This window comes from Paenibacillus polysaccharolyticus (assembly GCF_900102085.1).
GTDB lineage: Bacteria > Bacillota > Bacilli > Paenibacillales > Paenibacillaceae > Paenibacillus > Paenibacillus polysaccharolyticus.
Map to the genome: position 1 here is coordinate 264382 of NZ_FMVM01000006.1, position 26262 is coordinate 290643.

General features: G+C 48.1%; 23 protein-coding genes. 12 read left to right on the forward strand and 11 right to left on the reverse strand.

The features are described 5' to 3' along the window. Positions 1-52: 52 nt before the first annotated feature. Positions 53-1159: a Leu/Phe/Val dehydrogenase gene (locus BLQ13_RS10575; protein WP_090918919.1), complete on the reverse strand. Its 1107-nt coding sequence runs from the start codon at positions 1157-1159 to the stop codon at positions 53-55. Between the two features lie 283 nt (positions 1160-1442). After that, a complete protein-coding gene (gene cdaS, locus BLQ13_RS10580; RefSeq protein WP_090918921.1) occupies positions 1443-2078 on the reverse strand; it encodes a sporulation-specific diadenylate cyclase CdaS in 636 nt (211 codons plus the stop codon). A 128-nt stretch (positions 2079-2206) separates the two neighbouring features. Between cdaS and BLQ13_RS10585 the strand changes: the two genes are divergently transcribed. Then, entirely contained in the window at positions 2207-2650 is a 444-nt protein-coding gene (locus BLQ13_RS10585) for a DUF5301 domain-containing protein (protein WP_090918923.1), read from the forward strand. Between the two features lie 135 nt (positions 2651-2785). Here the strand turns inward: BLQ13_RS10585 and BLQ13_RS10590 are convergent, their stop codons facing one another. After that, complete coding sequence (locus BLQ13_RS10590) at positions 2786-4306, reverse strand: DUF6359 domain-containing protein (RefSeq protein ID WP_420848933.1); 1521 nt, start codon at positions 4304-4306, stop codon at positions 2786-2788. A gap of 359 nt (positions 4307-4665) precedes the next feature. Between BLQ13_RS10590 and BLQ13_RS28505 the strand changes: the two genes are divergently transcribed. Next, a complete protein-coding gene (locus tag BLQ13_RS28505) occupies positions 4666-4818 on the forward strand; it encodes a hypothetical protein (protein WP_167375706.1) in 153 nt (50 codons plus the stop codon). A gap of 204 nt (positions 4819-5022) precedes the next feature. After that, positions 5023-5550: a GNAT family N-acetyltransferase gene (locus BLQ13_RS10595; protein WP_090918927.1), complete on the forward strand. Its 528-nt coding sequence runs from the start codon at positions 5023-5025 to the stop codon at positions 5548-5550. A 476-nt stretch (positions 5551-6026) separates the two neighbouring features. Here BLQ13_RS10595 and BLQ13_RS10600 read toward each other — a convergent pair whose 3' ends face one another. Then, a complete protein-coding gene (locus BLQ13_RS10600; RefSeq protein ID WP_090918931.1) occupies positions 6027-6809 on the reverse strand; it encodes a Crp/Fnr family transcriptional regulator in 783 nt (260 codons plus the stop codon). A 268-nt stretch (positions 6810-7077) separates the two neighbouring features. On the opposite strand from BLQ13_RS10600, the gene BLQ13_RS10605 reads away from it, so the two are divergent. From BLQ13_RS10605 to BLQ13_RS10635, 7 genes are all read left to right on the forward strand, one after another. Beyond that, entirely contained in the window at positions 7078-7911 is an 834-nt protein-coding gene (locus tag BLQ13_RS10605) for a hypothetical protein (RefSeq protein WP_090918933.1), read from the forward strand. Between the two features lie 381 nt (positions 7912-8292). Next, the gene (locus BLQ13_RS10610; protein ID WP_167375707.1) at positions 8293-8718 is read left to right on the forward strand and encodes a GAF domain-containing protein; all 426 of its coding nucleotides are present in this window, start codon (positions 8293-8295) and stop codon (positions 8716-8718) included. Positions 8719-8835: 117 nt separating this feature from the next. Next, positions 8836-9486, forward strand: coding sequence for a response regulator (locus BLQ13_RS10615; protein WP_090919046.1), 651 nt, complete (start codon positions 8836-8838; stop codon positions 9484-9486). Next, positions 9479-10594: a sensor histidine kinase gene (locus BLQ13_RS10620; protein WP_090918938.1), complete on the forward strand. Its 1116-nt coding sequence runs from the start codon at positions 9479-9481 to the stop codon at positions 10592-10594. The genes BLQ13_RS10615 and BLQ13_RS10620 overlap by 8 nt, the downstream gene beginning before the upstream one ends. A 338-nt stretch (positions 10595-10932) precedes the next feature. Then, complete coding sequence (locus tag BLQ13_RS10625; protein ID WP_090918940.1) at positions 10933-11427, forward strand: chromate efflux transcriptional regulator ChrS; 495 nt, start codon at positions 10933-10935, stop codon at positions 11425-11427. Between the two features lie 12 nt (positions 11428-11439). Next, positions 11440-12027, forward strand: coding sequence for a chromate efflux transporter ChrB (locus BLQ13_RS10630; RefSeq protein ID WP_090918942.1), 588 nt, complete (start codon positions 11440-11442; stop codon positions 12025-12027). A 1-nt stretch (position 12028) separates the two neighbouring features. After that, on the forward strand, positions 12029-12574 hold the full coding sequence (locus BLQ13_RS10635; RefSeq protein WP_090918944.1) for a chromate efflux transporter ChrA: 546 nt from the start codon (positions 12029-12031) through the stop codon (positions 12572-12574). Between the two features lie 152 nt (positions 12575-12726). On the opposite strand, the gene BLQ13_RS10640 is transcribed toward BLQ13_RS10635, so the two are convergent. Next, entirely contained in the window at positions 12727-15102 is a 2376-nt protein-coding gene (locus BLQ13_RS10640) for an Ig-like domain-containing protein (protein ID WP_244159280.1), read from the reverse strand. A gap of 200 nt (positions 15103-15302) precedes the next feature. Between BLQ13_RS10640 and BLQ13_RS10645 the strand changes: the two genes are divergently transcribed. After that, positions 15303-15908 carry a methyltransferase domain-containing protein gene (locus BLQ13_RS10645; protein ID WP_208606773.1) on the forward strand — a complete coding sequence of 202 codons (606 nt, stop codon included), beginning with the start codon at positions 15303-15305 and terminating at the stop codon, positions 15906-15908. A gap of 215 nt (positions 15909-16123) precedes the next feature. Here the strand turns inward: BLQ13_RS10645 and BLQ13_RS10650 are convergent, their stop codons facing one another. The 6 genes from BLQ13_RS10650 to BLQ13_RS10675 form a co-directional block, all read right to left on the reverse strand. Continuing rightward, the gene (locus BLQ13_RS10650; protein WP_090918951.1) at positions 16124-17260 is read right to left on the reverse strand and encodes a glycoside hydrolase family 88 protein; all 1137 of its coding nucleotides are present in this window, start codon (positions 17258-17260) and stop codon (positions 16124-16126) included. A gap of 18 nt (positions 17261-17278) precedes the next feature. Then, positions 17279-19270: a glycosyl hydrolase gene (locus BLQ13_RS10655; protein WP_090918953.1), complete on the reverse strand. Its 1992-nt coding sequence runs from the start codon at positions 19268-19270 to the stop codon at positions 17279-17281. A gap of 22 nt (positions 19271-19292) precedes the next feature. Continuing rightward, a complete protein-coding gene (locus tag BLQ13_RS10660) occupies positions 19293-21425 on the reverse strand; it encodes a heparinase II/III family protein (RefSeq protein ID WP_139168877.1) in 2133 nt (710 codons plus the stop codon). An 80-nt stretch (positions 21426-21505) separates the two neighbouring features. Continuing rightward, complete coding sequence (locus BLQ13_RS10665) at positions 21506-22162, reverse strand: SGNH/GDSL hydrolase family protein (protein ID WP_090918957.1); 657 nt, start codon at positions 22160-22162, stop codon at positions 21506-21508. Between the two features lie 145 nt (positions 22163-22307). Next, the gene (locus BLQ13_RS10670; RefSeq protein WP_090918960.1) at positions 22308-22637 is read right to left on the reverse strand and encodes an AzlD domain-containing protein; all 330 of its coding nucleotides are present in this window, start codon (positions 22635-22637) and stop codon (positions 22308-22310) included. Beyond that, complete coding sequence (locus tag BLQ13_RS10675; RefSeq protein ID WP_090919048.1) at positions 22628-23302, reverse strand: AzlC family ABC transporter permease; 675 nt, start codon at positions 23300-23302, stop codon at positions 22628-22630. The genes BLQ13_RS10670 and BLQ13_RS10675 overlap by 10 nt, the downstream gene beginning before the upstream one ends. 238 nt (positions 23303-23540) lie before the next feature. On the opposite strand from BLQ13_RS10675, the gene BLQ13_RS10680 reads away from it, so the two are divergent. After that, the gene (locus BLQ13_RS10680) at positions 23541-25541 is read left to right on the forward strand and encodes a methyl-accepting chemotaxis protein (protein WP_090918962.1); all 2001 of its coding nucleotides are present in this window, start codon (positions 23541-23543) and stop codon (positions 25539-25541) included. The last annotated feature ends 721 nt before the right edge of the window (positions 25542-26262 follow it).

Sequence of the window (26262 nt, forward strand, 5' to 3'; positions counted from 1 at the left end):
CTTACACGTTGTCTTACATGAATCCAGCTTTCAGTTGCTTGACTGAAAGGATTTATTTCCGCAGTCTGCGTGCACTTAATGCGTGATGACCACTTTGTAAAAAGGTGCTTCGTGTGTTCTTCATCATCTCGATCCGTTGCTCGGCAAGACGGTCTGCCGCGACATAAGAAGCGATGCCTTCGGTGCGGGAGCTTTCGAATATTTTCTCCAGCGTCGTGTAAATCTCTCCGATCTTCGCCCAAGCTCGATCTTCATGATATCCGTTCAGCTCATCCGCAATGTTGATCACACCGCCTGCATTAATGACATAATCCGGTGCGTACACGATGCCTCGCTGATACAGCTCATCCCCATGGCGTGGCTCCAGTAGCTGATTGTTCGCACAACCCGCGACAACTTTGGCTTTTAGGGTCTTGAGTGTATCGTCATTAATCGTGCCGCCAAGCGCACATGGCGCATAGATATCACATTCGACGCTTGTTATATCTGCCGGATCAACCGCCTTGGCGCCAAAACGTTCCACCGCCAGCTTCACGGAATCCTTGTGGATATCGGTTACGATAAGATGTGCACCTTCCTCGTACAAATACTTGCACAGACGCATCGCTACGTTACCCACGCCTTGCACGGCAATGGTTTTACCCTCTAGCAGATCAGTTCCAAATGCTTCCTTCGCAGCAGCCTTGATGCCGCGATACACCCCCCAAGCGGTTGCAGGGGAAGGGTTGCCGGACGAGCCATAGCTTGCCGAGATCCCTGTGACATAATCGGTCTCCTGATAGATCAGATTCATGTCCTCTTCCGTCGTGCCCACATCCTCGGCAGTGATGTAACGGCCATTCAAACCCTGAATGTAGCGACCGAAGGCGCGGAACATCGCTTCATTTTTGTCACGACGCGGATCTCCGATAATTACCGTTTTGCCTCCGCCCAGATTAAGACCGGATACTGCATTTTTATATGTCATGCCCCGAGCGAGACGCAGTGCATCTTCAATGGCAGCTTCCTCTGAAGCGTATGTCCACATTCGTGTACCGCCTAGCGCAGGCCCAAGTGTTGTATCGTGTATGGCAATAATGGCCTTCAAACCTGAATTTCGATCCTGGCACAGGACCAGTTCCTCGTAATCATGTTGCTCCATTGCTTCAAACCAACTCATGTGCTAACCGTCTCCTCTAACCATTTTTGCGATAAATCGCAGCGTTGAAATCTAGCGTTCCTATTTACGCTCCACCCTCTATTGTACCCATATCCACCCAGTTTGTGCAAAACCGAAACCTCTCACATAGCAAAAAGAGGCTCCGCCTGTCACCCTGTGACTGGTCAGCCTCTCCAATAACTCGCTCTGGATGCATAGGCAGGTCGATACGCTCATGTACTCATATGCTCACGATTATATATACCTATGTACCCTCGCCATCTCACCATATCGCTATCTCGCTCTAGGTCAGCGTTTCAACCACATTGATCGGATGCAATGCCCCGTCCACCGCAAAAGAAGCCTGTCCCGTTTCTTCCGAGACTACCAGCACCACCGCATCGGTCAACTCGCTTAATCCGAGTGCCGCCCGGTGGCGTGTGCCCAGCTTTCGTTCGTGGGCTTCGGCTTGGGATAACGGCAGCACATTGCCGGCAGACACAATCTGGTTGCCACGAATCAGCACGGCTCCATCATGTAGTGGCGCACCGGGAATGAAGAGCGATTCGAGCAACGCGTGAGTTACTTTTGCGTCCACCGCTACACCGGAATGAATCATCGTTTCCAGCGGAACCTCCCGTTCAATGACAATCAGTGCGCCGTATCTACGGTCGGATAGATGCTGCACACTAGACGTCAGTTCTGCAAACTTCTCGGTAAACGGGGACAAATAACAGTCGAGATAAAAAGAAGAAGCAAGCACTTCAATGTGTTTGATCTCGGCACGAATCTCCGCAAACTGTCCCAACAAACAGACACTGTCATGGTCAAAACGCGATAACGTCAGATTCATTCGTTCTGCTACGCGGTGCAGGTCCGCCTTTAACTTCTGCCGCATCAGGGAACTGTCACAGTCTGCTTGTCCGATGTGCTGATTCATCTTGTGCCGCCTCCCTCTTTAGATTACTAGCCCGAGTACCCATACCTTGCCCGGAGAAAAGAAGCTTTATGCATTACAAATTGGATAAATGTTACAATGAGTGTATGACGACAAAATTAAGGAGATTTATGAGGCAGAAACGTAAATATTACATCCTGGCATGTATTATCATCCTTTTAGCTACTCTACTATGGTTCTTTACAATGAATTCAACAAAGTCTCTACAGGAAGATGCATGGAACGATGTTGACTTCAACACGATAACCTCAATAGAAATCGAAAAGGGACATGACCAAAAAATCACGCTTACGGACAAAGGTGATATTCATAAAATCATGAGTAGTCTGTCAGCCCTTGAAGTGAAGAAAGATTCGAGTATTTCTAAAGATTTCAATGAGGTCTATATGTTGATGGTTGATGTAAATGGAGGCGCAAGAATCGGGATGTTTTTATATGATAACAAGTATATCGATGTTTATGATTACGAGGCGTCTCCTAAAAAGAACTCATCCATGAAGTATAAAATTACAAGTAGCTTTGATGAGAAGAACATTCATGACTATTTCAAATAAGAAACGCAAAGAAGAAGCCGAGTGGCGTCACCAGCTCCTTCTTTGCGTTTCTTTAACGTTGCTTCGTATTTTGAATTGTCATTCTATTCTTGATTCTTCATTCTATCTAATTCTAATTTAGCCCTGACTTACCCATTATTGAGCCTTGCCGTACGAACCTGCTTTAAATGTCGTTGGATCATACCATTTATACCCTGCCGCTGGCGCAGCCCACGGCTCAAGCTGTGGCTCGGTGGAGCTTGCTGGTGTCTCCATTGGCAACAAGCTTGTTGCTGTATCAAGGGTCAGACCTGGCACTTGGGACAGACTGGTGTAACTTTCTTTGACCGCGAGCCATTTCACCGTATTTACGAGGAACGTAGCATCGTCCACCTCTTTGAAGCCGTCATACGTCTTCTTGGTAGCTCCGTTTTCTTCACGCAAATACTTTGGCGACGCATCTTCAACGGGAGAGGAATCACCGATGAACGCCGCTTTTCCTGCGCCTACTTTGGCAACCGCAGCGTACGCCCCTTCTGCTCGTCCACCGCCATTATATACGCCTTGATCGACGGCATTATTCCATTTGGACACGCCCGCCGGAACATACACCAACCCTTTGGCCTTGTTCGGGTCCAGAATGGCAATCGTTGATCCGGCGTGCATCGCTACAGCTTGTACACCTGTCGTGATGCCAAAAGCTTGTGAGGGTGCAACGATATCCGTGGCATTCACATCACCCAGCGCGTTATAGCGGAAACGAACGCCGAAGTTGGTTCCGAGCCAGTCGGAACTGGTCACGCCTTGCATTGCCGGGGATTCCGCTTCGGCAGAGGACATGCCTTTGGCTGGATTCAGGAAAGCACCGCGGCGGTAGCCGTTGAACACTTCGGAAGAATCCCAGCGGTTTTTGTTCCGGTCTGCATTATAGTGATCGGAGATGAAGAAGACACTTCCGCCATTCTGTACATATTGCAGGAGCGCAGCCTGCTCTGTGGCCTTGAATGGCACGTTGGCTTCGCCGATGACAAACACGTCGTAGTCTTTCAATTTGTTATAGGTGTACGCTTGCTCACCGAATGTATACGGGATGCTGCGTTCCAGCTGATCCACGGTAAAGCCTGCGTTTCGCAAACCATTCGCAAAGTCTGAAAAAGCTCCATCGATAATCCAGTCAGCCGCACCTGCGGTCTGAGCATGCGTGTTATCAAACAGCACTTTTTTGCCGTTTCCGCCCGGAAGAGGTGTGCCCGGATTCGGATTTGGCTCGGGGTCAGGGTTCGTGGTACCTGAAGAGAGGGTAATCGACGTAGGATTTTTGACACCAGCATAGCTGTTATAGGCGCCAAGCGTTCCCGTTACGATAATCTTTTTGCCTACCAGACTTGGGTTTGAAGCCAGTCCATATTGAGCACGGAAAGAAGAAGAAACTTGCACATCCAGCAGTTTGGCGTTCGAGCGCTCGGATGCGGAATCTGCAATCAGCACATTGAAATCATTGGCATACGGTGAGGTAAACTTGGCCGTCAGTGACCCGGTCGCATGTCCCACAACATAACCTTCGACGGTTGCCGTGCCTCCGCTGCTCTGGGCAGCAATCGCTTGTGATACGGTAAGTGGTGCTGCGGCTTGAACCGGAGCCTGAACCCCCGGAGCGAATAACGTTGTTGCCATCATAACAAAAACCAGGAATGCCCCGATCCAGTGCTGTCTTAACACCTTTTTCATATACCCTTTCTCCTCCTCCATAACGTATGATGCTTGTCCCTATCTAATTTAAAGCTTCATATGATGAATTCCTCTCGATTTATGTAAAATTTTTGAAAAATTTTATAGTCCACAACGGTCATCATGAGCCCATTTCCTGAAAAAAGTTGAGTTATCGCGTCGTTAGGCATTGCAATTTACCTACGTTCGATGCATAATGACATTATATATGTGATAATGATTATCATTATTGAGCTTGTTTATTTTCAATTCCGATGATGATGCCAACCATGCTTACGACTTTATAGATAAAGGGGAACGAACATCGAATGAACACAACTCTGCAAAAGGCTGTCCTGCAGCTTGACGATTATTTGGATCTTCTGAACCTGGCGATTAACCTGGGTGACACAAGATGGCAAAAGGAGATCATCCGCAAGCTGGCCTACACATATCCTGCAACGACTTGCAACCAACCATAAAAACATACCGTCACATAAACGATTTTGGTAATCTTCTAATAACCTGCGAGGAATTCAGTTGTATGAATTCGATCGTGGGCTTTTTTGCGTGCATATGGTGCGTTACAATAGGATGCAATACGATGCGGAATCCATTCAGCAGTGGGATATGACCCACTCCAAGTAGAAAGAAGAAACCTGAGTTGAAGCAAAGGAGTGTACATTATGAAGCTTGAAACAGAACGATTAATTCTTCGTGAAATTGTAGAACATGACTGGCCTCACATCCATACGTATACTTCGATGCCCGAAGTCACGGAACACACCGCATGGGGCCCGAACACGGAGGAGGATACCCGGGCTTATGTACAGGATGTCATTCGTATGCAGCTGGCCGAGCCAAGAGAAGGATATGAGCTTGCCATTGTTTTGAAAAAAGAAGGGCTTCTCATCGGCGGCGCAGGGCTCCACCTTGTCGACCAGACCAATGCTGAGATCGGCTATGTGCTTCACCCTGCCTATCAGGGAAATGGATATGTGACCGAAGCCTGCCGCGCATTACTTCATTTTGGCTTCAAGGAACTTGGCATTCACCGGATTTATGCCAAATGCCGTCCAGAAAACCCGGCTTCTGAGCGCGTCATGCAGCGGATCGGTATGCAACGTGAAGGCCTTCTCCGGGAGCATTGGTTCTATAAAGGGGCATATCATGACTCGTCTCTCTACTCTATGCTGGATCGGGAGTTAGAATAAATATCAGATGTGCTTACCTGCGGGTGAAGCGAGGTACACAGTGGCAGCCAAAATTCTAACGATCACCAGGAACCCTATTTAGACGTTTTGCAGCTGTTTGGGATTCTAACGATCTCCAGTGACGCTATTTCACTAAAAAACCGCAAAAAAGCTACATTTTCGTGTGAATTTTGAGAAATAACGTCTCTCCTGATCGTTAGATTTCCAAATGGGCTAAAACACATAAAATAGGCTCATCTGAGATCGTTAGCCGCGGGAGAGCGAGACCCGATAGTTTGGAAAAGCTACATAACAAAAAGTAGGAAAAAGGATGAAGCAGCCCGCGCCGCTTCATCCTTTTTCCTTTCTATTCATTCGTTCCATTTCGCTACTTTAGTTCCGTTTTACTCTATTTCGTTCCGTTCCGATCTCGTGTCTCCCCACCCGTGCGTTCTCTCTAATTAACTGTTTTGTTACCTGAATCTACTGAATATGGCCTACAGACGACACAGTTCTTTCGGACAGCTTGGGAACGAAGGGCATCCACACATGCAACGTAATGCAGCCATGTCCCGAATCATTAATTTGCCGTCCAGCATATCGAGGGTGCCCTGCTCCTTCCATGCTCCGAGCATACGTGTAACACTTTCCCGAGTTGCCCCGATCATCTCAGCGAGTTCAGTGTGGTTCAGCTTCATCTCCAGCACGATGCCATCTGGAACAATCTTGCCATACGTATTGCTGGCACGGATCAGTGTCGAAGCAAGTGCACCTGCTTTGCCGTAGAGCAACAGGTCACGGAATCTCGACTGTGTAATCCGCTGTGCAAGTGCCATCCATTGCAGAAATTTCAGCGCAAGATCCCCATTTTTGCTAAGCACACTTTCGAGATCCGTCAGCGAGATGATGGCCAGTTCCCCTTTTTCAGCCATCTCTGCACTGTAACTGTGATTCAATCCGCCAATACCGCCGAATTCACCGATCAGATCGCCTCTTTGCTGGATCGACAGAATAATCTCTTTGCCATCCTCCGTCGATTTGGTCAACTTCACTCGTCCCGAACGAATGTAGTACAGATATCCAGCTTCATCACCTTCCAAAAAGAGACTGTATCCCGACTTTACTTTTTTAGGCTGCATTTTCTCTTCGATCAGACTCCATTGCTCCGGTGTAACAAAAGACAGAATCCCGCCTGTTCTCTGTGTCATTTTGCCCGCCTCCGTCTGTGTCTGCGTCTGCTCTACTTTTCGGGTGATTCTTTCCACGAATACTGTACCCATAACTTTCGTCCCCCTCGGTGATTCCTTATGTGTACATCATATCGTGAATGAGTTCGAAAGGTTATCGGGGGATTACCTGATCTTTGGCGGGAAACTCCCCCAATTCGCTGTGAGAAAAGTCACATATCCCCAATAATGCCCCGTTTACGAGTGATCTTATCTTGCATTGTCAAACTTTTACGATAGTGCTAGCATACAGTTAAATGCTTGTGAGTGTTCAATCTTGCGAATTACAATCTTATGCATCTCCGGAACAGGAGGAATACATATGTTATCGTTAGATCATGATCTTTGGGCAAAACTATCAGGCCCCTATGGGTCAGCAGAAGATGTGCCCCACCTATTGCAACAATTGCAGCAGCAATTCAGCCAAGAGGTCTTTGACGAACTGTTTCAGGAATATCTGTTTCATCAAAATACAATCTATACGGCTACCTACGCCGCCATGCCATTCCTAGCTCGTCTGGCATGTACGACTTCCGATACAGCAGTGCGCAAGGAACTGTTTATCAACTGCGGTATTATTGAAGCAAGCCGTGATGAGCAGCACCAAATGCCATATCCGCCATCCTGGACTGAGCTGGCTGATGAGGTGGGCAGTAGTGTCTGCACGCAGATGTATATTGAATATATAAAATCCATTGACCAGCTCAGATCACTGACAGAACAAGTGCTGACCGATGTTGCTGAGCTATCCACAGATGACACGGAGAAACGTTACGTCCTTATTGCGGATGCCGCATTCCGCGAATCCTATATCGTCGCGAATATGCTGATGACATTTTCGGACGGGGATGAGTATGTGGCTGAGTGCCCAGCTTGCGCAAATGAAGTGTACATATGGCCTGATGAACATCATGCTGTGCCTCTGAAAGCCTACGAACAAGATCCTGTTTTTCAACCTGATCAGGAAGCTCATGCTATCATTCCCGCTTCTGTATGGACAGATGAGGAGACAGGAATTCTAGCAGAACGGACAGCAAGGATCGGAGAACAGACACTGTCCGCGCATCTGCCCTATCTGGCAGGCAAAACAACATGTCCCTCTTGCCGTGAGAAGATCGCAGTATGGCCGGCATTACTGAGCACATTTATAATGTAGAAGAAAGATACGTGTACATTTCTGATCTACAGGAGAGCCTTCCTAGATATACTCATTCCAGAATACACATTCAAACGAGACAGTTGGCTGATGGGCCAGCTGTTTTTTTCATTCTTATGCTTCTCGGAGTGATCCACTGCCCACGTTCAGCAGTTTCCAGAAGTGAAATAGGGGTATTCCCTGAATTACAAGGCTGACAAAACAGTCTACAATAGAACTAACATCGGAATATCCCGATTGTAGACTGATTCTCCCATCCAACGAGCCTTGAGTTCAAGGTTACCCATATGTTGTGACAACGATGAACGACCACAATAATGAAAGAAACGTAACGAGTGAAGAACAGATCATCATATGATTCGAAAAAAGGAAGTGTCCCTCATGCATGATGAAGTCTCATCTGCCGTTCAGGAGATGATGAGCGGCCTGTGTCAGAACACCACCGGCGATTTTTGCGGAATGGCTTGTGTGTCTGGATCAATGTTGCGCTGGAAGTATACCTTCGGGGCAACCAATGAACGTGTCAAACGCATGGCTATGCGCCCTGGACAAGATCTGGTAGGCACGGCGCTACGAACCGGACGCACGGTTATGCTGGATGAGCAGTCCCGTGGAGAATATATCCCGGACCGTTGCCCGCTTATGCTTGCTGAACGACTCGTTTGTGCGATAGCCGTGCCCATGTTCAGAGAAGGGAATCTGCCCAACGGTGTATTGCTGGTGGGAAGCAGAACCCCTTGCACGTTTTCCCCCGAGATAATTGTACAAACCGAGCAAGCTGCCAGACAATTGGAACAATATGCATGAGCAGAATATGGAAGCAGAACACACTGAATAAGAGACTTTTCGGAGATTCCCCTCTGAAAAGCCTCTTTTTTTGGTATGATGGATATAGATGATGGAATCGGACAGGGGGAAATGAATGTGATTCGACTGTTAGTTGTGGACGACCATGTGGTTGTACGCTCGGGGCTAATCGCCCTGCTGGAAGGAAAGAACGATATACATATTGTTGGCGATGCAGCCGATGGCGACGAGGCCATTGCCAAAGCACAGGAGCTGAAACCCGATGTAGTTCTGATGGATTTCAGCATGCCTCCGGGCAAGGATGGATTGACCGCTACGGCGGAGTTAAAAAAGCTAATGCCGGATGTATCGATTTTAATTCTTACGATGCATGATGACGAGGAATACCTGTTCCGCGCAATCCACGCGGGAGCTTCCGGGTATATCCTCAAAAGCGCGCCCCACGAGGAATTGCTGGCTGCCATTCGTTCTGTAGCCGATGGAAGCGCCTACCTCTATCCAAGTGCAACCAAACGGTTAATGAGCGAGTATCTGGACAAAGCCAAACAGGAAAATGCCGGGCCATACGATACACTCTCGGATCGGGAAAAAGAGATCTTGTCCTGGATTGCCAAAGGATACGCGAATAAGGAAATTGCCGAGCATCTGGTCATCAGTGTCAAAACGGTGGAATCCCACAAAAGCAATCTGATGGAAAAGCTTGGCCTGCGCACCAGACCGGAACTGGTGAAGTTTGCGATGAAAAAGGGGTTGTTGAACTTTGAGTAAGCCACGCAAAAACAGACTCAGCGGATTAGCCGACCAACCTGTTCAGCACCTACTCAGCGAAATTGACAATCACATTTCGGACAATGAATTCCGAAGCAAACTGAAAGGTTCGCTGCATCAACTTGGTGATTTGAAGTTTGCACTCGACGAATCCTCGATCGTAGCGCTGACGAATCGTTTGGGTAAAATCCAATACGTGAACGATAAATTTTGCGAAATTTCACAATATAGCCGCGAGGAGCTCATTGGTCAGGATCACCGGATTATTAACTCGGGGTACCACGGTAAAACCTTTATGAAGACGTTATGGGATACCATTTCTGCTGGCAAGGTGTGGAATGGCGAGATTCGGAATCGTGCAAAAGACGGCAGTTATTACTGGGTAAATACCACAATTGTTCCTTTCCTCGATAACGACGGTGAGCCATATCAGTATTTAGCTGTGCGCAGTGAGGTGACCAAGCTGAAACAAGTCGAGGCTGAGCTGCAACAGATGATGTCGCAAGTCATGAACATTCAGGAAGAAGAACGGCGGCGTATTTCTCGTGACCTTCATGACGGGATTGGACAAAGCCTGTTCTCTCTCGTAATTCAGATGGATCGTCTGCTGGCAGATCAAGCTAACCCGGGCGTTGAAGCACTACGAAAACAGGTTACCGGCATTATGGAAGATGTTCGCGGTATGGCTTGGGAACTGCGGCCGTCTGTGCTGGATGATCTGGGTGTCGTTCCTGCGATTCGAACCTATATCGAGAACTATAACCGCCATTACGGCATCGAAGTTACTCTCGAATGCAATCTGCGCAAGCGGCTCCCGATGAACCGAGAGATCGCCATCTATCGCATCATCCAGGAAGCCTTAACCAATGTAGCCAAATATGCCGACGTTGCCGAGGCACAAGTGACCGTAGAAGATACGGAAGAGCTCACGCTTGTCGTTATTGAAGACCAAGGTACCGGATTTAACGACGCTACTGCCGGGAATGGTGTTGGGTTATTCAGCATGGAGGAACGTGCACGGGGAGCAGGCGGCACGTTACGTGTATCATCAGAACCCGGCGAAGGAACTACGGTTACGCTACTACTGCCTAAGACAGTGAACTCATAATGGGTGATTCATCACCATCCAAATAAACATCTTAAAACTAGCAACAACTCTTAATCTCCTGAGAGAAGCATCCTTGCTGATACAAACTCATGAAGTAACTTGTCCTAACAAGGATGTACTGACTGCCCGCATAAAGCGAGCAGTCTTTTTCTTTCACAGATACGACAAAATGAAGGTGCTCCCTTAAATATTTTTAACAATCCCCCTAAAATCAGTTGACGTTAGTTACGTTTCGTCATTAAACTATGAATGCTGCATGTATTAAGCGTACATTCAATTACTCTTTAAATTCGGATACACATCATGCAACATATGAAAACGAAAAGGGTGATTCAAACATGTCTCACAAACGTTCCTCCAAAGGTGGAGAAATTCCGCAAATGTACAATCTGGACGAGATGGATCGCAAAATCATCGCCGCGCTCCATGAGAACAGCCGGATTTCCTATACAGACCTGGGTACACAGATCGGATTATCCCGCGTAGCCGTTCAAGCTCGCATCAATGCATTATCGGAAAAAGGAATCATTGAACGTTTCACCGTTGTCATTAACCCAGGCAAGGTGGGGCTACAGGTCTCCGCCTTTTTTAATGTCGATGTGGAACCGCGCTTCCTGGATGAAGTTGCAGAGATGCTGGATGATGAGCCAGCAGTGACCAGTCTCTATCATATGACAGGCCCAAGTACCCTGCATATGCACGGTATTTTTGCAGATATGGAAGAGATGGAGCAGTTTATACTGGAGAAACTCTACAAGATGCCTGGCATCGTCAAAGTGGAATCACAACTGCTCTTAAAACGATATAAAAGCCGCATGGGCATGAGACTCTAGGAGGATATCAGCATGAGTTGGAAAGATTACAACGGTCTCGTGGTCGGCATGGTACGAACCGGAATTTTGGGATATGGCGGTGGCCCCTCGGTTATCCCGCTAATCCGTTATGAAGCCGTCACCCGGTACAAGTGGGTCAGCGACGATGAATTCGGCGAGATTCTGGCGATTGCCAACGCCTTGCCCGGACCTATCGCAACCAAAATGGCTGCTTATCTTGGCTATAAAACAAAGGGTGTTCTAGGCGCTATTGTGTCCGTACTCGCTCATATTTTGCCGACAAGCATCGCGATTATTGCTCTACTCGGTTCGATGTACGCACTGCGTGAATCCAAGATTGTAGCGGGTATGGTAGCAGCGGTGCGGCCTGTCATTTTTGTGATGCTTGGTATGATGGCCTATGAATTTGCGATGAAAGCCTGGAAAGGCTTGGGTAAGTGGTTTGCTATTTTATTCGGTGTGATTGCCTTTGCAGCATTACAGTTACTCAATATTCATCCGGGACTGGTGATTACGGTGTTCCTGGTCTATGGTTTCTTCCATTTCGGGCTGGTACAGCGTATAAAATCCAAAGGTAACTCCGACAAGGAGGTATCGTAGGATGCTTCAGACATGGTGGGAATTATTTTGGGGATTTTTCGTAGCGAACATCCTCGGATATGGAGGCGGCCCCGCTTCCATTCCATTGATGCAGGAAGAGATTGTGAATCATTACCACTGGATGACAACCGAGCAGTTCGGTGATGTACTGGCAATCGGTAATGCGCTCCCAGGCCCGATTGCCACGAAAATTGCTGCATTTGTCGGATATCACGTCGCAGGCTGGTTTGGTGCATTAATTGCCAGCTTCGCTACCATTGTACCGTCAGCAGTTGCACTTATTCTATTACTTCGTTTGTTGAACAAACACCGGACTTCACCTAAGGTAAAAGGCATGACTCTGCTTGTTCAACCGGTGATCGCTGTGCTCATGATTCTACTCACTTGGGAATTCGGCCAAGTATCCACGGACTCCATCGGCATCTGGCAGACGCTGATTATTGCAGGCATCTCCCTCTGGGTCATGACCAAAACCAAGCTGCACCCGGCAATTCTTATTCTTATTGCTTTTGCCTATGGTGCTTTGGTACTGTCACATACGATGTGACCAGATTAGATCGCTATTAGATCGCTAATCTAAATTATGAATTCGGGAAAATGTATGTTTTTCAACTCTATATGGTACTCAAAAAGGTGATATCAGCTTGAATGCTGATATCACCTTTTTGACATTTACTATTTCCGATCCGTATTCCGACCTTACTTTTCCTCAACCACAACGTTGACCTTTGTTTTTACACCTGCATAGGAGATGGTAATGGTCGCTTTACCTTTACCATTCGCTTGAATAATCCCATCTTTTACGGAAGCCGTTGCAATGCGGGAGGAAGTCCAAAGTGCTGGTTTGGACACATTCGCTTCACTTCCATCCAAATATGTTGCGGTGGCGACTACGGTTGCTTTATCGCCAACTTTCATCGTTAACGTGACTTTATCCGTCTGTAAATATTTCAATGTATCTACATCCAGCGCAATCGTAATCGTTTTGCTACCATACTTCGCAGTTATTCTTGCTTTACCTGAGCTCAGTGCCTTCACTTTGCCTTTGGTCACTTGAGCCACTTTGTAACTGTTTGATTTCCACTCTGCTTTGTCTGTAACATCCCGCTCACTGCCATCACTCAAGGTAGCAGTCAACTTCAAATCCACGGTTTCACCGGATTTCAGCGAAAGAGCTGGTTCAGATGCTTCAATCCGTGAAATGACATCGACTTCAACCTGAATTGTGATTTTCTGTGAGCCGTATTCAGCTGTGATGTTCGCTTTACCACTGCTATTACCTGTGATTACACCTTTTTTCACATCAGCTACACGAGCATTGCTTGATTTCCAAGTTGCATCGGCTGTGACGTCTTTCGTATTACCGTCCCCATCCGTGCCTGTAAGGATAATGGCTTGAGTTTCTTTTGCAGACAGCACGACAAAGTTCATATCCGCTTCCAGCCCGCTCGCCATTCCTACTTCTACAGGCAGTGTCAACGTTTTCCCTTCGATTTTAGCAGTAATCGTTGCTTTGCCTGTCGCTACACCCGTAATAACCCCTTTGCTGTCTACCTCAGCGATTTTCTCGCTGCTACTGCTCCACGTTGCATCGTCAGATACATCCTTGGAAGTTTCACCGTATACGGCAAGCACTTTGGCAGCAGTGGTTCCGCCAACAGCAACGGTTGCTTTCTTTTTATCCATCTCATACTTGTCAGGCACGTCTACGTTTACTGTGAATTTCACCGTTTTGCCGCCATATGCTGCGGTAATGGTAGCTGTACCCGATTTGTATGCAATCAGTTCACCACCCGATACATATACAATATCTGCATTGCTGGATGTCCACGTCGCTTTGGACGTTACATCTTCCTTGCTTGCATCGATGTATTCAGCGTTCGCTGTCAGGTTTTTCTTTTTGTTATCACCAGTCACGCTCATGGCAAGTTTGTCGGTAACATCTTTGATATCCAGATATCTCGCCGTATCTACATCGACAGCGATCTCTACCGTTTTGCCACTGTATGCAGCCTTAATCGTTGTTGATCCCGCACTTATTGCTGTAATTTGGCCTTTGAACACCGTAGCCACCTTCTCATTGCTGGATGTCCACGTTGCCTGATCCGTTACATTCACATCACTACTGTTTGGATATGAAGCTGTAACTGCGACATTGGCCGTTTTATTCGTATCACTCAAGCGGAAGAAGATGCTCTGTTTCGCTACGCTCAGCTTGCTCGTCAGATCTACATCCACATCTACGGATACCGACTTGGTACCATATTTACCTGTAATTGTGGCAGAACCTGCCGAATAACCTGTAATGTTGCCTTTCAGTACATCTGCAACCTTTTCGTTGCTTGACGTCCACTCTGCCAGATCGGTTACATCTTTGGAAGTTCCATCTGGATAGGTCGCTGTTAATGTGACACTTTCCTTCTGTTTCAGAAGTAGACTGATCTGGCTTTTGTCCACATCCACACGTTTAACCACTTCCACGTTAACATCTATGGTTACGCTCTGACTGCCCAGCTTCGCTGTAATCAACGCTGTGCCGGCACTCTGACCCGTCACTTTACCGTTAACCACTGTTGCCACTTTCTCATTACTTGTTGACCATTCAGCACTGCTGGCCGCCTGCTCATTCGTTGTATTATCGCTATACGTTGCAGTCAGCAAAATATCCTTGGTAACCCCTGTACGGAGATCAAGATCTTGCACATTTTTGGAAAGGGCTTTGACTTTCTTGGTCACTTTGATTTGAATAGATTGACTTTGCCCTTGATACGCCACTGTAACTGTGGCTGTACCTTCTTTTTTGGCTGTTATTGAACCATTATATGCAGAGGCTACCGAAGCATCACTGCTCGTCCAGGATGAACTGATCGTAACGTTTGCCGAGGTATTATCCGAATATACCCCCGTTACGGTAACCGATCCGGAATCGCCGACTTCGAGCGACATTTCATTTTTGGAAACCACAATTTTGGACAGTTCTTTCTCTGCCGCAGCGGCCAAGCCTACGTTGGAAATACTCAGTATCAACACCAGCATCATCACCATGTACTTGGTCAATCTTGGCTTAAACATCATTTCCCTCCGATTAATCGTCAATTTTTTCCTACTCTAATTAATGTCGGCAAGAACTTTCCAGATGTTTAGACTTTCAGGAAATTTTCAGGTAATTATATGGAAAATCATACTATAGTCTCATCTACTCCCGCTGCGCATAACCTGAATATAAGGCTTACCATCTTATGCAACATCATTTTTCAGTATCGGGGGAAATCGGTGTGAATCAGTCATTCGATTACATCCATTATTGGGAGCAGACTTATTCTTCAGGTAAAACGTCGGGCAGGGGTTCATATGGCGTGCTGGCGGAATTCAAAGCGGAGGTGGTCAATGCGTTAATCCGGCGCGAAGGTATTCATCGGGTCATCGAATTCGGCTGCGGAGATGGAAACCAGTTGAAATATATGAACTATGGTGAATATCTGGGCATGGATGTGGCATCCTCGTCTATAAAACAATGCGCTTCGCTATATGCCAGCGATCCTACCAAAAGCTTCATGGTGTATACACCGGGCCTGTGGGTCAATCGCGGTTTTCTCCAAGCTGATCTGACCGTGTGCCTGGATGTGCTGTATCATATTACAGATGAAACGGATTTTCGGGCTACCTTACGCGATGTTCTCCACACTTCATCTCAATGGGTGGTGCTCTATACAAGGCTGAAGGAGCAAGGGGAATCCGGCGTGAAAACCATCCAGGATCGCAATCTGTTCCACTATCTATTCGATTATCCCGAATTCAAAGTGCATGAGATCATACGCCAGCGATATCCCGAGCAATCCTCTGCCGACTTTGTCATTCTGAGACGTTCGCCAGCGAAGTAAGTTCACTTCCTGAAGATACAGCAGAGAAACAACATAAATAACCGCCCTATGCAGGGCGGTTGGCTAGGCGTATCTTGAAACCTACTGAATTGCATCTTTTACCCCTTTTTCGCCCCCTGCTATGTCACTTCCCCTTGACGTGCCCCGGCACGCCTGCGGGAAACTTCCTTGTTTGGAACGAAATTTGGAAAATCGGCTTTCTTCAGCATTTTCCGTTAAAATAACCCCTCGTTTCCACGCAACTTCGCCAGCGCTTCCATATAGAAGTAATCGCCGTAAATAATCGGCACATTGATTCCCCGGCCTTCCGGGTAATGTACCGTTCCCTGCATTATCAGCCCTTCTTCCGCTACAGATTCAGCAGGGCTGTAGCGCTCGTACAAGCCGCGGACGATGCGCTCTCCCGCGGCGGCGTAGATTTGCCCGCGTGGCGACAGCTTCGCGAGCTCAAGCAGACCGCTCGCGGCAATCGCCGCAGCGGACGAGTCCCACGCCGCCTGATGCTCGGCAGGCGCGCGAAAATCCCACACCGGCACGATGTCTTCGCCAAGCATGGCGAGGAAGAAATCGGCCGCCCGCTCCGCTGTCTCCAGATATCGGGCTTCGCCCGTATACCGGAAAGACAGCGCAAACCCGTGCAACGCCCAGGCGGTACCCCGCGCCCAGGCGGACCCGGGAGCATGGCCTTGGCCGCCATGCTCCCGCAGCTTCTGCCCCGTGTGTGGATCAAACTCCACCACGTGGCAGATGGACCCGTCTGCGCGGACGAATTCGCGCGCCACGGTGTCCGCATGCGCTTCCGCCAGCCATCGGAAGCGAGGATCGCCGCTCTGCTCGGATGCCCAGTAGAGCAGCGGCAGGTTCATCATGCTGTCGATGATGGCAACGCCGCGCGTGTCCATCATCGACGAGCCGAAGTTCCATGCGCGGATGAACTCACCGCGCACGTGAAAGCGGGCAGCGAGCAGATTCGCGGCAAGCATGCCGCGGCGGCGCCCATCCTCGCTTCCCATCTGGCGATAGCTGGCTACGCCACTAAGCAGCCAGATGAAACCCAGATCGTGATCCACCAGGTCTGGATCACGCAGACAATCTTCGAGCTGTCGCTCACAGCTAGCGGCGATATGCCGCAGATCCGCCGCCGATTCATGCTGCGGATCATCCCGGTACACCAGCCACAACAGTCCGGGCCAGAAACCGGCTGTCCACCATTCCGGAGCATTTTTGTCGTACACACCCTGCGGTGAAATATGAGGAAAGGTATCCTGGATTCGTTTCGCATTTCGAATCGTCTTGTGAACCCCTTGCTGCCATGCTTCCTCCAGCCATGTTGCGGATGTTGAGGTATTCATGATCATGTCCTCCTGTTCCTATGTGAGATCGCGTCCCAATCGAATAGTGAATGTCAGTTGCTGTGCATCGTAAACTTCCATCCGCGCTTGCTTGAGCAGCCCGTTGCGTGAAGCCACTTCCTGTGGATTCAGCTGAATTACCGCTTTGGCATCTTGAATTGTCGATTCAACGTATGCTCCCAGGTACGTTGTGCGCACACTGCGCTCCGTATAGGTAATCACAGCCTGCTCCCGACCATCGCTAAACATCAGTGGAATCACAGCTCCCACCGCCTCCATCTCACCCTCAAATATATAAGTCACCACCAGTTCATCTGCTCGTTGCACATAACGGGTAATGATAGAGCGCATCCCAGGTAAAGGCCCCGTCCAGGTAATTTCAAAATCATTCTCCGTTGTATTCAACATGGCTTTCTCAGCAGTGCTCTTCACAATATTTGAACCAACTGCTGACACGGTTTCTTGTAGCTTATGATCTGCCGAAATCTCACCCATCCGGGTCGCCATCTTAAATATGATTGAACCGCCACCGTGTGCCGGATCAATTCCCGCATCACGGTCATACTTACTACCCGATGGTATGCCCTCAGCCAGACTATGCCACACCCCATCCGCTGTCTTCCAAGCGGGGCAATAACTCAGAGGCTGCACAACACCTTCAGCAAATTCCGTAAATCCTGCCTGTATGTGACTGGCTGCGGACGGGCCTATTAATCCCGGCAGACCTGCCTGTTGCACTCGTACCAGCCCCGGAATCGTATACGGGTCATTCAGCGCAGTGTGCAAAACCAACTGCTGACCTGGCACAGAGGCCAGCAGGGTTTCGAACCAGCCGTCCGTCTGAAGTACTCTGCTTCCAATCTCGGAGGGGAGATAGGAATGCACAATCTCCTCATCTAAATCACGAAGACAGGCATGTGCAAGCGCGGCTGCCGTCCACAGATTGTAACAGGTGTGGTTGGTGTATACTTCGTAGCCGTGACGTTTCTCCGGCGCATATTCGTTGCGTACAATTTTCAAACGTCCATCCGGCATCAGCCAGCGCTCTACGGCTTCAAAACAACGATTTGCCGCTCGTGCAAACGCCCCGGCCATCACCGAATCCCCAGCCTGCATCGCCAGCTTGGCGTGTACCGAGCAAACATATGCCGCCGCCGCTTCATTCCATTGGTGCTGGGAGCTGCGACCACGCGGCGGTATTTCTCCCAGCGGAGACAACATCAGCAGTGAGCTGAACGCACCATGATTCAGCTTCTCTCGTAATGCATCTGCGACTGCCCCTTCATAACCTCCATCAAGCATCACTTCAAGATGATAGCGGGTAGCGATATCATAGGAAAACGGACAATTCGGCCGATCCAGCGGACCGTCCTGATACAGACCGAGCGGAGTAAAACGTGGCAGATGGTATGCTTCCAGATAACGATCCATCCACGTTGTATCCTCACTCGCAAGATGTTCGCTCCATCGCAGATATTCACCAGAGATCATAATGGCATTCCAGTTAATCATGCGATTGGCATTATTCATCTTACTCATCGTAAATACATAATCGTTCTCGGGATCAATCGTCCGAAGTGCCTCGGCCCAGATAGAGGCCTGATCAGGTCGATGAGACCTTAGCAACATGTATGCCCGCATCATCAGTACAGGAAAAAAATCCGGATGATTGTCCGGCGCACTGCCGCTTACCACCGCATCAATGCTATGGGACAGAGCTGCCGATGCAGAATCCAGCAGCTCCATGTGCCCTGCATCCACTAGTACTGCAGCTGCCATAGCGTAGGCCGGGGTGGAGTAGTACCGTTCTATGCCTGAATACGGATCGATAATTGCACCGTTACTATCCTGATATTTCGTGTAAGCGCACACAATTTGTTTCACGAGTGCCAGCTTACGCTCCCTGCTCCAGCCATCTGCCGGTGCAGAGCCAGCTTCAGCTGCTAATGTGCGATACCTTTCAAGTTCATTTTTCCATGGATATGTCGCTGTGGCTGTATAACGACTCACGTGGACTCACCTCGGCTTCTCCTTAATGGGGTTCAACCATAAAATCAACCTGACATACAATCTCTAGCGGAGCATCGTTGGCGGTTTCGGCATCTTCAACTCGTTCATCCTCGCTCTTTGCCGCTGTAACTTCGTTCCCTTTCCAAACAAGTGATGTACGATAAAATGTAACAGGGACCTGATCATGATCCACGGTATGCACAGCTTCTGTCTGCACCCGCCACAGGACAGCATCATAGTTCATGTACAGATTAGCCTGCGAAGCCTGCCACCGAAGTCTGCCTTCCTTTTCCATTGTCGGACCTACCCGGCTTATCCAGCGCTCAACGACTTGTGATTCAACATATGGCTCGTTCAACGAAGCCTTTGCAGTATCCGCTTCTGTGTCCATCTTCCATTGGAATCTGTCTATAATCCGCAAGGTCGCCATATCTACATGCACACCCGGATCAGAAGGATTCCCCGTACTACAACAACTGCCGCCTCTTTCCTTAACTTCCATAGTCCTATTCATTCCAACATAATCTTGTCCGGCCTTCCAGCTCAGATGGCGTGTATACCGGTGTAATGTTGTTGCTTCGGAATATGCACGCGTCAAGTCGAACAAGGCCTGCATTTCACTTCCATCCGGCTCAAGCCTGAATTCCAGCAACTCGGCTTCAGCCTTTCTACCCGAACGTTGCTCGCAACCTCCGATCAGGGGCACGTTATGCCCGGCAGATGAGATATGAAATAACTGCTCGCGCCCTGGAGCAAAATACGCCTGAGTGTACAACCCTGCTCCAGGGTCACACAGTATATTTTCGCCACCGCAATGGATAATCACTTGTCCCAGATCATTATGATTGTGGGGTTCATCATTATGACCGCCTTTAAACGAACATGCCACCTGAACCCACTCCCAGTCTGAACAAGGTTTGCTTGTCTCTCCTTGTACATTCGGCGGCATATGAAGGGCATGTTTAGCAACCATCCATTCCAGCTGTTGAAAAATAAACCCTCCATTCGCCCGCTCAGCCGCTTCTCGATGTATACGTTTATATACCCCCGGATCGCTCCACATCACGTTCCGTAACAGATGAGCCCAGCGACGACAAGGATCTTCTGTCAGCCGGGGAATACGCAAGGGCAAATCCACTTCCATTCCGAAACGTACAGCTAACAGAGACAGGAGCCCCGAAGGTATCTCTTCATGCTCCGAGCTATCCGAATAATTGATAAATGTACCGCCCGACAGATGGATTCGTAGCGGAAATGCCGCTATCGCCGCTATTTTGGAACCTTGTAACAAGTCCAACGCTCCCTCTGTGTAGTCCAGTAACATCTCGGCATAATAAACGAAGTAACCGAAGCCATACACCCAGTACCCAATCCCTTCAGCACAGCCGCCGTCCTCGCCATACCCGCTCAAGAACGCCTTCATACAGTCGATCGTCTGCCTGGTGGACTCCAGCAGCATCGCCTGATCCTCCAGCAATAACAGAGCAGCCATGCCGCAACATCCCCCACAGACAGCAGACCAGTTGTGATCGGCTATCTGCCAGTGATATGCCCTCTTTTCCCTGTATAACGGCGTAAAGATACGTCGCTCCGCCTCTTTACGTATCCGTTCAACAACCAGAGCATCGAGATGATGACGATGAAGTGCCACAATCTCTGCAAGCATATGTACCGTCTCTGCGGCGAAGAGATCGATATTGCCTGCTACCTGCTCCGCCTCTCCCGTTCCCAGATGTGCCGGAAGGCACCACGTATATTCATCACATACCGCCCACAACATCTCTTCGAGAGCATGAACCATATGAGGGGTGCCAGCATCGAGAGCAAGCATGGCAACGGCTGCTAATCTACCGCGCCTTTCGAAGTAAACCTGCTCGTATGCTTTGCGGTCTCCCGCCCTGCCGAACTGTCGAAATAATTGGAATGTCAGAAGAGGTAGCGGTTCTCTTAATGCTTGCTCTCCATACCTTCGTAAATCGGTGAGCATCTCAGCCAACTCGGGCCGGAACAATTTTTCCCGAAGTTCATCAGCCTTGAATCCTGCACCCTCTTGAACATGATTCCGATTGTTAATGTTAAGAAACACTTGCTGGATCTGCTCTTCGTCTGGCCAGTCGAGTACCTCAGATTCATCTAGAGCGTATCTTACACGCATTTCATGATGTTCGTTTCCGATTTCGTGATTAGAGCCTTGCAAAGGATTCACCACGCTTCACTAATGGAATTTAAGATAAGCTACACAATAGCAAGTGGAGATTGCTGCACCACAGACAACCACTGACGGGCAATTAGCTCATGACCTGCCGCAGTAGGATGAACGCCATCCCATAACCAGTATGAAGCATCGGCTTGCTCCAATGCCGCATTGAACGTTTGCTGTAGCGGGACCCACACCGCCCCGAAGTGCTCGGCCATTTCTCGAACCTGTTGCTGGTATTCAGCCATAAGCGTTTCCCAGCCCTCCCATTTCTCCAGTGTCGCCCCTGTCTTCAGAATGAAAGGCTCCATCAGTACAAGTCCGGTATTCGGTATAACTTCCCGTGTTTCCTCCAGCAGGTGACGATACGCCCGGGCAAAACGATCTGTATATCCTCTTGGTTCATCATTCATAAAACGCCAAGCATCGTTAACCCCAATCAGGATACTGATCAGATCGGGTTTCAGACTATATGTGTCTTCATTCCAGCGTGCGTACAGATCGGATGCCCGATTTCCGCTAATGCCTCGGTTATAGAACGTTTTTTGCTTGCTCGCCAGTTCCATGCCCAGTCTGCTTGAGATCAAATAAGCGTACCCGTGACCGAGAACATGATTCAGATCCTCATTCCGTGATCTTCCTCCGTCGGTAATGGAATCCCCTTGAAACAAAATCGTCGATGGACTTGGTTTCATCTTAGACATCGTTCCTTTCGCTCAAAATAGTTGATGAAATCCTTCTACTATATCCATGGCACAACAGACTATTTCATGCTGCTTTCTCCATCTTATCCCTTTTAGGTTCATTAGAAAATAGCGTTTTCATCACGATCCTACCTTCCTACCCCATGAGGTAACGTAATATCATCATGGATACAATACCAACCAGCACCGTACCGAGCAGACTGCGTGTCCAGATGGCTACAGCCACTGTCGGCAATGCTGCCCATAAGGCGGCATTTTCTGTAAGGGGGACAAGACGATTGCCTGACATAAACAATTCCTGACCAATGAGTGAGGCCATGACAGCAACAGGCACATATTCGAGCCAGCGCATCAGCCACACCGGAATCTGTATTTTACTGAAGAGCATAAGCGGCAATACCCGGGGGATAAACGTGAGTAGTGCCGAGCCCATAATAATCCAGAATACATCCCATCTTACTTCCATCGTTCCATAAACACTCCCATCGTTGCTGCAACCACTGCCGCTATGATAATGCTCAGACTACCTAGTGAAGCCATGCTTGCTAAGATAACACACACGACCGCTATGATTGCTACATTGATATGTATTTTTTTGCTTTTGCGATGTACCAACTGAAGCACGATTAGACCGATAAACATCGCTGGCAACGCATAGTCCAGTCCAAACCGATCCGGGTTCGTGATCCAGCGTCCAAAGTACGCTCCCGCCATGTTCGCGATAAACCAGTTCAAGTACGCCGTAATATTCAGACCGTGCATCCAGCGCTCACTGAGCGTTTTTCTACCGATTGCACGTGTCATCGCCACACCGAATGACTCATCCGTAAGCAGTGAGCCGATCCACATATTTTTAAGTGGCGTCAGATGTCTGAAATACGGAGATACCGCTGCGCTAAGCAGCAGATGACGCAGATTCACAAAAAATATAGTGAAGATGATTGCTAACGCCGATCCGTTGGAAGCCAGCATCCCTGCTGCGATGAACTGGGCAGAACCTGCATACAAAATCAGGCTCAACAATGCCGTTTCGGCAAAACTGAGACCTGCAGTCATCTCGATGACCCCCGCTGCAAAGCCAATACTTAAGTATCCAAGCAGGGTAGGCACACAATCTCGAACCCCCTGCATAAATGTTGCTTTATCCTGGATTTCCACACTTTTTTCATGTGCAGATAATCTTGGTGCACTTTCATTCAACTCTCGTACAACTCCTCTCTAATTTTAATCACTGTCAGCCGATATATATCGATACATACCATTCTGAATCAGAGATTTGGAATAATGAATGCAGAATTGGTTTGCATTAACTTAGAAATATACCATATTTTATGTCAGTTCGGGAGAGTTGACAGGGGGAGAATGTACTATGAAGAAAGTGAAGCAGCCAAAGGGGAAACGAACGTTACAGATGAGAGAGAAACTGATACTTTCATTTGCTATCGTGCTGCTGATCCCGACAATCAGTTTAGGCATCATTTCATTCCAGACAGCGGCTACCAAGGTCGAAGAAAAAATGTTTGAGAATGCCAACAGTAGCGTAAGTGTACTGAATCAGACCATTGACCAGATTATTGGGGCTACACGTAAAAATGTAGACTTCCTGGCAAGTCAGTTGGATGCTGGTAATGTGGGTCCGGTTCAAGGGGACGAAACGGATACCATTCGTACCTTACTTGATGCTTACAAAGATACACACAATGACGTGGAACTTGCCTCCGTCGGAACGGATAAAGGTGTCTACATCAACTCCCCGGTCACCGCCGTTAACAAGCCGGGATATGATCCCCGTGAACGTCCTTGGTTTAAAGCTGCTTCGGAGAACAAAGACGTGCCAACTGTAATTACACCTTACATCTCAAGCAATACAGGTAACGTGGTTGCTTCGGTCGCTCAGACGACCGGTGACGGTCATGGTGTTGTTTCGGTCAGCCTTTCCCTTGAAGCTCTTTCCCAGACGGTAAATTCCACGAAAATCGGGCAAAGAGGATATATCTATATTATCGATAATGCAAATAAAATCATCGTGCATCCAACCGAAAAACCAGGTACCGAAGGCACGATGGAACCCTATAAACAAATTTTTGACCAAAAGAATGGTGATCTGCAGTATACGTTGAACGGAAAAAACGAACATGCCTTCTTCGTAACCAATGAAACGACAGGCTGGACAGTTGTCGGTGTTATCGATAACGACGAAGTTACGGAAACCGTTCGTCCAATCCTGTACACTACCCTTGTTGTTATTGCGATTGCTGTAGTTATCAGCTCCATCATTATTTTCTGGATTGTACAAGCCATCACGAAACCGCTCAATCGCCTTGTCAAAGCTTCCAACGAAATCAGCGATGGAAATCTGACCATTGAGGTCGCTGTGAAAGGTCAGGATGAGTTCGGCAAACTCAGTAACAGCTTTAATAAAATGAGTGCATCTCTACGAACCGTCATTCAGGATGTGCGTAATACAGCTGACGAGCTTACAACATCTTCTGCACAGCTTGCGATCAATTCGTCCGAGACAACCAAAGCTACGGAGCAAGTGGCCCTCATTACAGAACAGTCCGCAGCTGGCATTGAAAAGCAGGCAAACAGCCTGAAACATACCGCACAACAGATGAATGAACTTGCCGGAGGGGTTGGACAAGTAACCAACAGTACACAGCAAGTATCCGAAGCTGCAATGCAAGCAAGCGAACTCGCGCAACAAGGGAACTCGACGATCAAAACGGCTGTATCGGAGATGGGTTCCATCCAGCATTTTGTGCAAGGTATCGCAGAAACTGCGACACGGCTGGATCAGCATTCCAGCTCCATCGGTGAGATGGTATCTGTCATTACGGATATCGCAGCCCAAACCAACCTGCTTGCGCTGAATGCTTCCATTGAAGCAGCCCGTGCAGGTGAGCATGGACGCGGATTCTCCGTTGTAGCAAGTGAAGTCCGCAAACTGGCGGAGCAGTCCAGCGAATCCGGTCAGAAGATCGTGGAGATGGTCGCATCCATTCAGCAAGAAATATCCAGGGCTAATGAGAATGTTCGTCTGGGACAAAAAGATGTAGACAGCGGCATCCGAGCTGTACAATTTGCCGATGATGCATTTGTGCAGATTAGCGAGGCCGTTGGGGTGGTCAATCAGCAGCTTGAAAATATCGCAGCGGCATCAGAAGAGATGTCTGCCAGCACAGCAGAAGTGGTGCAGTCTATCGACCACATTCATACCATCTCGGAAACCAATGCCGATGGCACAGAGAATATCTCCGCTGCAACGGAAGAGCAAGTGGCCTCCATGCAGGAAATCTCCTCCTCTGCCGATTCTCTTGCGCATCTGGCTAATAAGCTGCAGAAGCTGGTAGAGCAATTCAAGCTGTAATGGGCAACCAACGCAAATCTTTCGCCATTTGGCGAGCATATTAGAGCACATCAACTTAAAAAAGTCCCTTTGCCGACTCTACAGCAAAGGGATTTTCTTCATTTAGGATAGTCATACATACTCACTACTTACTTGCCACTTGCTTGCTTACTAACTTATTAAAAAGGCTAAATCACAATATTCCGCCCAGAAGTGACTGCCCTCCATCGCCTGATCTAGCTGGATAATTTTCTAACGATCTCAGGGAAGCTTATTTAGTAAAAATAGAGAGAAAATGGACGGATATCATGTGTTTTAGTGAAATAAGGTTTCTGGTGATCGTTACATTTCCAGAAAACCAGTCATGTATTATGATACTTAATGAAGCGCAAAATCTACGTAAAGACGGTCCTAATCCATCTATCGGTTACATGAATCGGGATCGTCTTTTGTATTCGAAGTCCTTCAGCACCTCTTTGGTTGTTGACAATAACTGAACGTTCATTTAATATAGGCTCGTGAGACATAAAAGATGAAAAAAGAACCAAGCTAATTCGATTTCACAATCCGGTTGAATAATGACGTTAAAAATAGCTAAGCGGCTAATCTTGTGAATGTAAATAAACTACAATTTAAAAGGAATTTGAGCTCATATTCTACTGAGCTGGGGATGCCATTAGTCAATAATGGCATTTATTCTTCTGTTAATTAAATAAACATTCATTTAATTAATAGTCTGGAA